11 protein-coding genes are annotated in these 11,253 nt (G+C 51.2%); 8 read left to right on the forward strand and 3 right to left on the reverse strand.

The window, feature by feature from the left end:
• The first annotated feature begins 101 nt into the window (after window positions 1-101).
• From gpmI to FFS57_RS07155, 4 genes are all read left to right on the forward strand, one after another.
• A complete protein-coding gene (gpmI, locus tag FFS57_RS07140; RefSeq protein ID WP_137937084.1) occupies window positions 102-1,628 on the forward strand; it encodes a 2,3-bisphosphoglycerate-independent phosphoglycerate mutase in 1,527 nt (508 codons plus the stop codon).
• Window positions 1,625-2,932: a murein hydrolase activator EnvC family protein gene (locus FFS57_RS07145; RefSeq protein ID WP_137937085.1), complete on the forward strand. Its 1,308-nt coding sequence runs from the start codon at window positions 1,625-1,627 to the stop codon at window positions 2,930-2,932. The genes gpmI and FFS57_RS07145 overlap by 4 nt, the downstream gene beginning before the upstream one ends.
• 54 nt (window positions 2,933-2,986) lie before the next feature.
• Window positions 2,987-4,435, forward strand: a complete 1,449-nt coding sequence (locus tag FFS57_RS07150) for a S41 family peptidase (RefSeq protein WP_137937086.1) — start codon at window positions 2,987-2,989, stop codon at window positions 4,433-4,435.
• Window positions 4,436-4,497: 62 nt separating this feature from the next.
• Window positions 4,498-4,896, forward strand: coding sequence for a hypothetical protein (locus tag FFS57_RS07155; RefSeq protein ID WP_137937087.1), 399 nt, complete (start codon window positions 4,498-4,500; stop codon window positions 4,894-4,896).
• A gap of 34 nt (window positions 4,897-4,930) precedes the next feature.
• On the opposite strand, the gene FFS57_RS07160 is transcribed toward FFS57_RS07155, so the two are convergent.
• Window positions 4,931-5,302: a PilZ domain-containing protein gene (locus tag FFS57_RS07160; protein WP_137937088.1), complete on the reverse strand. Its 372-nt coding sequence runs from the start codon at window positions 5,300-5,302 to the stop codon at window positions 4,931-4,933.
• Between the two features lie 38 nt (window positions 5,303-5,340).
• Between FFS57_RS07160 and FFS57_RS07165 the strand changes: the two genes are divergently transcribed.
• Both FFS57_RS07165 and FFS57_RS07170 read left to right on the forward strand, forming a co-directional pair.
• Window positions 5,341-6,276, forward strand: coding sequence for a carbohydrate kinase family protein (locus tag FFS57_RS07165; protein WP_137937150.1), 936 nt, complete (start codon window positions 5,341-5,343; stop codon window positions 6,274-6,276).
• 35 nt (window positions 6,277-6,311) lie between these two features.
• Complete coding sequence (locus FFS57_RS07170; protein WP_137937089.1) at window positions 6,312-6,782, forward strand: outer membrane lipoprotein; 471 nt, start codon at window positions 6,312-6,314, stop codon at window positions 6,780-6,782.
• A 78-nt stretch (window positions 6,783-6,860) separates the two neighbouring features.
• Here FFS57_RS07170 and FFS57_RS07175 read toward each other — a convergent pair whose 3' ends face one another.
• Window positions 6,861-7,628, reverse strand: coding sequence for a substrate-binding periplasmic protein (locus tag FFS57_RS07175; protein ID WP_137937090.1), 768 nt, complete (start codon window positions 7,626-7,628; stop codon window positions 6,861-6,863).
• Between the two features lie 148 nt (window positions 7,629-7,776).
• Complete coding sequence (queG, locus tag FFS57_RS07180) at window positions 7,777-8,898, reverse strand: tRNA epoxyqueuosine(34) reductase QueG (protein ID WP_137937091.1); 1,122 nt, start codon at window positions 8,896-8,898, stop codon at window positions 7,777-7,779.
• Between the two features lie 138 nt (window positions 8,899-9,036).
• Between queG and tsaE the strand changes: the two genes are divergently transcribed.
• Window positions 9,037-9,522, forward strand: coding sequence for a tRNA (adenosine(37)-N6)-threonylcarbamoyltransferase complex ATPase subunit type 1 TsaE (gene tsaE, locus FFS57_RS07185; protein WP_137937092.1), 486 nt, complete (start codon window positions 9,037-9,039; stop codon window positions 9,520-9,522).
• Complete coding sequence (locus FFS57_RS07190; RefSeq protein ID WP_137937093.1) at window positions 9,492-10,850, forward strand: N-acetylmuramoyl-L-alanine amidase; 1,359 nt, start codon at window positions 9,492-9,494, stop codon at window positions 10,848-10,850. Before tsaE ends, FFS57_RS07190 begins: the two co-directional genes overlap by 31 nt.
• Window positions 10,851-11,253: the final 403 nt, after the last annotated feature.

The following is an 11,253-nucleotide window of genomic DNA, read 5'->3' on the forward strand; positions in this document are numbered from 1 at the left end:
GACAACGTTGGCAGACCGCTAGGCGCATTTCCTGATTGGACAGCCAACATTCACTGGTAAAATACCATATGCCCTTCAACCGGTGAAAGCTTGTTATTGATATGAACGCCGTTAAACCCGTTGTACTGCTGATTCTGGATGGATTTGGACACCGACTCGAAGGAGACGATAACGCCATTCTGCATGCGAACAAACCAAATTGGGACCGTCTGTGTCAGACCTATCCCTACACCACCATCAATGCATCTGAACAATTTGTAGGGTTGCCAGCACATCAATTTGGCAATTCTGAAGTTGGTCATTTGAATATTGGTGCCGGGCGAATCATCCGGCAGGATATCTCCCGAATCGATTACGACATCGACACCGGCGAATTCTTCAATAATTTGACCCTGGTTGAAGCCGCCAAACAGGCTAAACAGCGAGGCAGCAGGCTCCATATCATCGGGTTAGTGTCTGATGGTGGTGTACACAGTCATGAAAATCATTTGTTTGCACTTTTGAAACTGGCCTCTGCTCAAGGTGTGCCAGACGTTGTGGTGCATGTGTTTCTGGATGGGCGTGACACGCCACCACGCAGTGCGGAAACCTATCTGAAACGTCTGGAGGCCCAGTGTGCCGAACATGGTGGCCGAATTGCAACGCTCGCCGGACGTTACTTTGCGATGGATCGTGATAAGCGCTGGGAGCGGGTTGAACCGGTCTATGACATGCTGACCCAAGGTGTCGCAGAATTTCATGCAGACACTGCGCTGGAAGGTTTGGCAGCAGCATATGAACGCGGTGAAAATGACGAGTTCGTCAAACCCACCGTAATCGGCACATCGCGCTCAATCCACGATGGTGACAGTGTCATCTTCATCAATTTCCGAGCGGATCGAGCTCGGCAATTGACACAAGCATTACACTGGGCACATTTTGACGGCTTTGCTCGTAAAGTATTCCCCAAGCTCGCCTATTTCTGCTCCATGTCCAGTTACGGCGAGGCCTATGGCAACCCGGTTGCATTTCCTCCTCAGCGCTTCAGCAACACCCTTGGCGAATATTTGGGGAAGCTGGGTCTCAAGCAGCTTCGCATCGCTGAAACCGAAAAGTATCCACATGTCACCTACTTCTTGAGTGGTGGTGAAGAACAACCTTATCCAGGTGAAGATCGTATTCTGGTCCCCTCACCCAAAGTCGCCACCTATGATTTACAGCCAGAAATGAGTGCATTTGAGGTCACCGACAAGCTGGTTGCTGCTATCAAAAGCGGTCAATATGCTGCCATGATCTGCAACTATGCCAATGGAGATATGGTGGGACATACCGGCATGTTTGACGCGGCCAAACGGGCCATCGAAGCACTTGATCAGTGTGTTGGCCAAGTAGTTGAAGCGGCATTGCAAGTAGGTGCTGAGGTGCTGATTACCGCAGACCATGGTAATGCCGAAATGATGCATGACCACATCAGCGGCCAGATGCACACTCAGCATACAACCAATCTGGTCCCCTTCCTGTATATTGGAAGGCCGGCCACATTGTCTGCGACAGGTGCCTTGCAGGATGTGGCACCAACACTGTTGCATATGATGGGTGTGCCCAAACCAGATGAAATGACAGGCCACTCCCTGATTCAATTCACGTGACCCGCCTGCCGATCCCCCTGTTGACCTTGGCGCTGTTGATCACAGCGCCAACTGTGCTCACTGCGCCCAAGGAAACCGCCCCCCCCAAAGCAGAACTGAAAGAACTCAAACAGCAGATAGAAACCCTGCAGCAACAAATCCAGCAGGGTGAAGCTGTTAAGGCTGAAGCGACCGATGCACTGAAAGAGTCCGAGAGTGCGATCTCCAGCGCGCGGCGCACGCTTGAGCAATTGAGCCGTGAACATCAGCAATTGAGGCAAGAGCTACAAACACTGAAGGATAACTTAGCACAGCGCCATGATGAAACGACAAAGCGACAATTGCAACTTGGCAAGCTACTGAATGCACATTACCGTGCTGGGCAGATCGATGCGGTCAAACTGATCCTGTCCAATCAGGATTTAGCCTCAGCACAGCGGGAACTGGGCTATTACCGATATATTGCCCAAGCCGAAGCCAAATTGATTGGTGAGTTGCAACAGCAAATCAGTATCCTGAAGCAGCTGGTAGAAGAAACCGCCGACAAAGCACGACAATTACAAAAGGTCGAACAGGAAAAACGCGAATATAAGCGTGAATTGGAGGGCCAGAAGCAAGCCCGTTCAGCCACGTTGAATAAAATTTCCGCCGACCTGAAGACCCGTCGTGCGCAAGTCGACAAGCTGAAAGCAGATGAACAGCGGTTGACCCAGCTGATTGAGCGACTGGCCAGACTAGCGGAACAACGTGCCAAAGCGGAACGGGAACGGACTGCCAAACTGGCAGCTGAACAGGCAAAAGCCCGCCAACGCGCACTTGCTGCTGCTAATCGCAACAAGCGTGAAACCAAATCGAATGGTCAATCGTCTAACGGCTCAACCAAACCGATTGAACGGAACGAACAAATTCCAGAGCCTACAACTGGCAGCAGTAACTTTGTTACCCTGAAGGGTCGGTTACGACTCCCGGTACGCGGTGACATCCTGCATCGTTTTGGTGATGCCCGTGCAGATGGGGGCACCACCTGGAAAGGTATGTTCATTCGGACAGGTAATAATGACCCGGTACATGCAGTTGCCGCTGGTCAGGTGGTATTTGCCGACTGGCTGCGTGGCTTCGGCAACTTGTTGATCATTGACCATGGGGGTGGATACCTTAGCTTGTATGGCCATAATGAATCCGTGTTGAAACAACCGGGTGATCGGGTCAGTGCCGGGGATGTTGTGGGTCGTACGGGGAATACCGGCGGGTCGGATGAAACCGGGTTATACTTTGAATTGAGACATTTGGGTAAGCCATTGAACCCCGCTCAATGGGCCAGCTGACCTACTGTTTGGTTTATCTGCAATATAGTGTGTATCAGGAGGCAAGGCGCTTACATGCGTAACAACGTTCAGAAATTTAGCCTAGTATCTGCCGGCGTGGTCGTCGGTGTGCTACTGAGCCTCAACTTCAGCGCCATCGCTGACAAAGCCGAACCACAACCGTTACCGGTTGAAGACCTCCGTGCATTTACTGACGTCTTCGGTCGTATCAAAGCAGATTATGTCGAGCCAGTTGAAGACAAGAAACTGATTCGTGAAGCCATCAATGGCATGCTGTCTGGGCTGGACCCCCATTCCGCTTACCTTGACGAAAATGCGTTCAAGGATTTACGGGAATCCACTCAGGGCGAATTTGGTGGCCTGGGACTGGAAGTTGGCATGGAAGACGGTGTAGTCAAAGTAATCTCACCGATTGAAGACAGCCCGGCATACAAAGCCGGTATGAAGGCAGGTGACTACATCATTAAGTTGGACGATACCAATGTGCGCGGATTGAGCTTGACTGATGCAGTCAAGAAAATGCGCGGTAAGCCCAATACCAGCATTACGTTGACAGTGCTGCGTAAAAGCGAAAGCAAGCCGCTGACTTTTACGTTGACTCGCTCCGTCATCAAGGTACAAAGTGTCCGCAACAAATTGCTGGATGATGGTTACGGTTACGTACGGGTTTCTCAGTTTCAGGAACATACGGTCGAGGATCTGGCCAAGGCAGTTGATAGCCTGTACAAGCAAAACAAAGGTGCACTGAAGGGATTTGTGCTGGACTTGCGCAATGATCCGGGCGGACTGCTGGATGCCGCAGTAGGTGTCTCCGCAGCTTTCCTGCCTGCTAATACTTTGGTGGTCTATACCGACGGTCGCGTTCAGGATGCCAAGATGCGTCGTTTCACCGTCAAGGACGACTATGCTCGTCGTGGTGATGACCCACTGAAAAACCTGCCCAAAGAAATCAAGAATGTCCCACTGGTAGTACTGGTCAATGGTGGCTCAGCATCAGCGTCGGAGATCGTGGCAGGGGCGTTGCAAGATCATAAACGCGCGATTGTTGTCGGCACCCAGACATTTGGTAAAGGCTCGGTGCAGACTGTGTTGCCATTATCTCCCAACACAGGTATCAAGCTAACGACTGCACGGTATTACACCCCCAACGGTCGATCAATCCAGGCCAAGGGGATTGTGCCAGATGTGGAAGTGGAAGAAGCCCGACTGAGCGCCGTGGATGGCTTTGCTGGTTTGCGAGTACGTGAAGCTGATCTCACCGGTCATTTGGAAAATACCCAGGAATCCAATACTGACAAGCCGTCAGACAAGGCCAAGGATAAAGAACCAGCCAAACCTGCAGCCAAACCCAAAGCACCAACCAATAAACCGGACAGAACCGATGATGCCAAAGTTGAGGGTCCGATTGAGTTTGGATCAAAACAGGACTATCAGTTGCAACAAGCGCTGAATGTACTGAAAGTTCAACAGATCGTTGTCAACAAAATGGGCAGTAAGTCCTGACTGGTAAACGGGCCGCAATTGCGGCCCGTTTAATCTGTGCCCGCCAGGATGAGAGGGGGATCATGCACGCAAGCGATGTGGTCAAAACCCACGATATCCGCTTTCATGTCCATCCAATGGAACAAGCCTCACAGGCCGCAACATGCTTGGCCACGCTCCCGAATGTCACTGTCGCTTATCTCCCAGCACATCAAAAAGTAGTGGTTCGCTACTCGTTGGAACACTACACCCTTGCCGAGCTGGAGTGCTGGCTTATTGATCTAGGTTTTCATCTGGACAGCAGCTTATTAAGTCGTCTCAAACGCGCCTTGATCACTTATTGTGAGCAAGTGCAACGCGATAACCTGCAACAACCAGAACGACTGATAAAAAGACCAAGAGAAATCCACATCCGGGAATGGCAAAAGCATGTACATGGTGACGATGACGATACGCCGGAAGAATGGCGACATTACCGCTAAATCAGCTCTGTTGCGTATGTTGGATCCAACTGGCCTATTCTCGTTGTGACAAATTCGCCTGCCAAGTCAGGAAGTGGTCAATGGCATGCAACGTATCCGATGGGCTGGAAATGAAATCCAGAAACTGCAGACCTAGATGATAATGTGTGCTGCTGACAGGCGTACAGCTTGTCACCAGGCAACGAGCCTGCAGCAAATGCTCGCCACGATTGTCCTGTAGCATAAAGATCACGTGGCAATCCTTACCTGGCGGTAATGGCTGATTATCAAGTACACCAACACCACCTGACGAAATATCCTCAATGTTGCCGATAACACTATGCCCATCAGGTGGAATGACTTTCACCCAGGTCTTCAGCTTGGCACGGGGATGGATTCGATTTTCCATATCGTGTAAGGCCCTCATGCTAGAATCGCCGCCAATTTCAACTTAAGGAATCGATGATGAATGCGCTGATTTGCGGCTCTATGGCGTTTGACACAATCATGGTCTTTCAGGATCGCTTTCGCCACCACATTTTGCCGGAGAAGGTTCATATGTTGAGCGTTTCCTTCCTGGTACCTGAGATGCGCCGGGAATTTGGTGGTACTGCTGGCAATATTGCCTACAACCTGAAATTGTTGGGTGGTGAGCCGCTGATCATGGCAACGGTAGGTGACGATTTCGCGCCTTATCAAATTCGTCTCGAATCCATGGGTATTCCACAAACGCATATTCGCCATATTCCTGGCAATTTCACCGCGCAGGCATTCATTACAACAGATCTGGACGACAACCAGATTACTGCATTCCATCCTGGTGCCATGTCGGAAGCACATCGTAACCACGTTGCGGACGCCAAGTCTGTTGACATTGGCATCATTGCCCCGGATGGCCGGGATGGCATGGTAAATCATGCACGCGAATTCAAGGCGGCTGGCATTCCATTCATTTTCGACCCGGGGCAAGGGTTACCGTTGTTCAATGGGGACGAGCTGCTACAGTTCATTGAACTTGCAGACTATATGGCAGTCAACGATTACGAAGCCCAGCTGTTGCAGGAACGTACTGGCCTATCCCTGGACGCATTAGCCACGCGCGTCAAGGCTTTAGTTGTCACTCGAGGAGCTGACGGCTCGGAAATCTATGCCGATGGGCGCATCATCAATATTCCGAGTGTTGTCCCCACGGCAGTGGTTGACCCTACCGGGTGCGGCGACGCCTATCGGGCTGGATTGATTTATGGCATTGAACAACATTGGGCCTGGGAAAAGACAGGTCGGCTGGCCTCCCTGCTGGGCTCATTGAAAATCGCCTGCCGGGGTCCACAAAACCATACCTTTGATCGGGATAGCCTTGCAGCAGCCTATCAGGCGGCGTTTAATGAGTCGCTGTGGTAAGCAGACGACATCGAACACAAGTGAGTGAATCTATCATGATGCAATCCCATAAATTAGTGGTCTTGACGTTACTGACCGGATCAATCGCCTTGGGTGGCTGCGCCAGCGGCCTGACGGGTGATACCTATAGCCGTGACGATGCACGTGTTGAACAAAGTGTACGCCATGCAGTCGTTACGGGTGTACGCCCTGTTGTACTGGAAGGCGAGTCATCTCAACTGGGCGTGTTGGGTGGCGCGGCCCTGGGTGGTATTGCTGGCAGTGAGATGGGCAAAGGCCGTGGCAGCGCGGCTGGTGCAATTGCAGGTGCAATTGTAGGTGGCATTGCCGGCGCAGCCATTGAGAAATCTTCCGGCACCAAGCAAGGGGTCGAGGTCACGGTCAAATTGGCCGATGGGCGCGAAGTCGCCATTGTTCAGGAGGCATCATCAAAAGAGATGTTCCGCCCGGGGGATAAGGTTCGCCTGTTGTCTCGAGGTGGTACCACACGTGTCACACCCGAATAATTCCGTTACAAGCCTGAAGCCCCCTGAATCGGTGCTTCAGGCCATTCTGATCTGCCATGGCTTTCGATTTCAGCAGTACTATCTCAGGCTGATATCCTGTATCTCTTTTTCGAAACGTGCTATATCCCCCCGCCCTCTGATTGTCTCCAGTCCTTTATCAAACTCTTCAATCAAAAATGCATTGCGTGGTAATTTACGGCTCAGGATCAGATGTAAGGTCTCAACCTGAAGCTCTTTAGGGTGATAAGTCAGGCGACTGGCTTCATCCGGTGTCAATTGCGCCAATAAGGACAAACCCACGATGCGGTTCATCGGGAATAGGTCGATTCGCCCACCAGCCAGTTTTCGCAAGTTGACAAGGTCACTACTGGCTACTGCTGTTTTAAGTTTGCCGAGCTGCCGCAACGCATTGAATGCCTTGCCATAATCGTAACCATCAGAAATACCAATCCGGTAGGGCTGGATGTCCGCCATGTTTTCCCAATTGAAACGCAGATTACGTCGATGAAAGAAAACATAGTCCCCATAGATCACCGGGGCACTGAAGTAAAACTGCTGCTCACGTTCTGCATTTTTAAGCCAGACCACCGATCCATCCCATGCCCCCTCCCTAGCCAGCTCAAAAGCCCGTTTCCAAGGAAAGAAGCCATATTCAACATTGATGCCACGTTCGGCATAAGCCACCCTGACAATTCGAGAAGCCAAGCCATCGTACGGCATCGCCGGCGACAAAAAAGGCGGCCAATCACCATTGGTCAACCGTACCGTCGTATCCGCATGGCTTGAGCCGGCAAGGAACAAATACAGCAGGCACCAGCCCCACGACCTCCTCAATACTCTCGTCATGCCATCCGCCGCACCACATATAATTGTGAAAATTGTATTTTACCCATATGACAGTTCGTTTCTTTCACTCGCGGCACCCCCATCTTTTGGGGCGGTTACCTAGTTTGCGTTGACATTGTTTCATAGTGCGAAATCATATCAACGGAGCCTAGGATAGTTCCTCACCTGTAGGCTGACTTTCAATATTTGCCGCTAAAACATGCTGGGCCAACGACCAATTGACATGTTCCCGTACTAATGGTGAGGGATCATCTGCTCGTGCTTGTAGTGCTGCTATCACAGCGGGGCTACTAGGAGCATTACCTAGGCCTACAGCCAGATTACGCAGCCAACGCTCGTAGCCAATACGATAAATGGCACTCCCTGCCATACGCAGTTGAAAGACTTCCTCCGTCCAGGCGAATAGATCAATCAGACTGCTACTGTCAAGGCCGTTGCGAATGGCGAAATCCGGTTCAGTACTATGCTGGGCGAAACGATTCCAAGGACAGGTCAGTTGGCAATCATCGCAGCCATAAACACGGTTACCGATCATAGGACGAAATTCAACTGGAATTGGCCCATGCAGCTCGATAGTCAAGTAGGAAATACAGCGGCGCGCGTCCACTTGGTAAGGTGCCACAATCGCTTGTGTCGGACAAATATCGATACAACGGGTACAACGTCCACAATGCTCCTGTACCGAGTCATCAGCTGGCAAAGGTAAGTCGGTAAAGATTTCGCCCAGAAAAAACATTGAACCAGCATCCCGCGACAACAGCAGCGTATGTTTACCACGCCACCCATTCCCAGCTTGGGAAGCCAGCTGTACCTCCATCACGGGCGCCGAGTCAGTAAATACCCGAAAACCCATTGGTCCTGCCACTTTATTGATCTTGTCTGCCAACTTTTGCAGTCGATTGCGCAGTACCTTGTGGTAATCACGTCCCAACGCATAACGGGAAATATAAGCAGCATCACCATCCTTCAGTGTTTCCCAGGCATCACGACTATTTGCCGGCACATAATTCATGCGACAGGAAATGATGGATAAGGTACCCGGTACCAATTCCGCAGGACGGGCACGTTTCAGCCCGTGACGGGCCATATAATCCATTTCACCATGATAGCCAGCCTCCAGCCAAGCCAACAACCCAGGCTCCATAATGGAAAGATCGATACCGGACACGCCAGCTTGCCCAAATCCCAGATCGTGCGCCCAGGTCTTGATATTGGCTTTGAGTAATTGGTAATCCATGGAGGGAGACTCGAAAGCATTCATATATTGCATCCATGTGATGATACTGGAAACGCCAATACAGTGCCGCATAGCGGATTGGCCTATAATCCCAGCCGCCGGGCTCATCTGCCAGGTATGAACGATTTGACCGCTTGCCAATCTATTGCCGATGTTGTCTACGGAGTTGCCATGTCCACTCGCCCTACCCTGCTGACCAGTCACCACCACTTACCGGATGAAGCAGCCACACTGGCACTGGGCGAACGACTGGCCCACTCCTTGCAGATGGGCTTGGTCATTTATCTGCAAGGAGACTTGGGTGCAGGTAAAACAACGTTATCTCGCGGATTGCTGAGAGGGTTGGGATTTACTGGCAAAGTGAAAAGCCCAACCTATACCTTGGTTGAACCTTATGTAATTTCTAGCTTATACTTGTATCACTTTGATTTGTATAGATTCAACGATCCGCTCGAATGGGAGGATGCGGGATTCCGAGAATATTTCAATGCCGAGTCAATTTGTTTGGTGGAATGGCCTGACAAAGCGAGCGGCTTGCTACCCGCTCCTGATCTTGCGATTTACCTGGATGTTGCCGATAGCGGCCGCAAGCTAAGGATCGACGCGCTTACTACACGTGGTCAACAATGCCTGAACCGATTTACCCCACCGAACTGACACCCACTGAATCTCGCCGGTCTTTTTTGAAAGCCGGGGCAGCTGCCATGTTACTGACACTGACCCGAGTCGGCCACGCTGAAGGACAACCGGTCATTGCAGCCGTACGGGTATGGCCCGCCAGCGACTATACACGCGTAACACTGGAATCTACCGAAGCGCTCACCTTCAAGACCCTATCGATCAAAAACCCGGAACGGCTGGTGGTAGACATCGAAGGTGTGGACCTTTCCAAAGCACTGGAAAGCCTAGCTGATAAAGTGGGTCCAGATGACCCTTTCATTCAACGGCTGCGAGCAGGCCGCTTCAAACCGGGTGTAGTACGCCTGGTACTGGATTTGAAAACCGAGGTCAAACCGCAAGTATTTACCATTCAACCCGTAGGCGAATACCAGCACCGACTGGTCATTGACCTGTATTCCCCAAGTAGTGCCGAAACCTTACTTGGGGCGGATAGCAAACCAAAGGATGAAGCTGCCAAATCAGCCCGCGATGACAAAGGTGACAAATCACCTACGCCGGAAAAAGACACCAGAACCGACACAACACAAGCCGAGAAGCCTACCAAGCGCGCAAGTGACGACGAAGAAGTTGACCGCCGCAAACTGGCGGTAGACCGGCTGATTACCATCGTGATCGACCCCGGACATGGAGGTGAGGATCCTGGTGCAATTGGAGCCAGTGGAACCCGAGAAAAAGATGTGGTGCTGTCCATTGCCAAAAAGCTGAAAGAAACCCTGGAGAAACAGCCCAATGTGCGCGTTGTGCTGACGCGAGACGAGGATGTATTCATTCCACTTGCCGGACGTGTAGCAAAAGCCCGCAAGTTGAATGCCGACTTGTTCGTCTCAGTACATGCCGATGCATTCTTACGGCCAGAAGCCAGAGGCAGCTCCGTATTTGCACTATCAGAAAAAGGTGCCACCAGCACGGCGGCCAAGTGGTTGGCAAAAAAGGAAAACGACGCCGACTTGATAGGTGGTGTCAAACTGGTCAACGTAAAAGATCGGTACTTGGCGCATACTTTGTTCGATTTGACACAGACAGCGACAATCAATGACAGCCTAAAGCTTGGCAAAGCTGTTCTCGGTGAGCTGGGTGGCATCAACAAGCTGCATAAGGATTCTGTTGAACAGGCGGGATTTGCAGTGTTGAAGTCACCCGATATCCCATCCATTCTGGTGGAAACAGCATTTATTTCCAATCCGGAAGAGGAACGCAAGCTGCAGGATGAGGATTACCAGTATAAGATGGCCAAAGCCATCAGCAATGGCATAAAACGTTACTTCGCAAAAAATCCGCCACTAGCCCGCACCCGGATTGCCTGATACTGGCCAAAGCCATATTCCCCTTAGAGCCTGTTCAAGGTCTGTGATGAGCGACCACCAGCGGGGTGAAGCGCAGCGCAAAAACTGGCGTGTAGGCGTGATACATGAGGATGTTGAGCAGCACATGAACCCCGATCGTGGTCGCGCAATAAGACATTGAACAGACTCTTCATCATCTCAATACCGCTTTTCAAAGTATGGCCTTGAGCTGAATGAATCACTCAAGGTCACCCTTCTTCTCTGGCCCGCTCTTATCGATCTGCAACTGCTTTAATCCCGAATTGATCATGTCAATTTCACACGGCCTCTCACGCTTTCTGCTGGCGGCCCTCTTACCTAATTGGCCCCCGGCTGTCATTGTTGACTGAAAAGCGTCGTTATTCCATGTAATATGGAATCAGAT

Source organism: Chitinivorax sp. B (assembly GCF_005503445.1).
In the GTDB taxonomy this organism is placed as follows: Bacteria; Pseudomonadota; Gammaproteobacteria; order Burkholderiales; family SCOH01; genus Chitinivorax.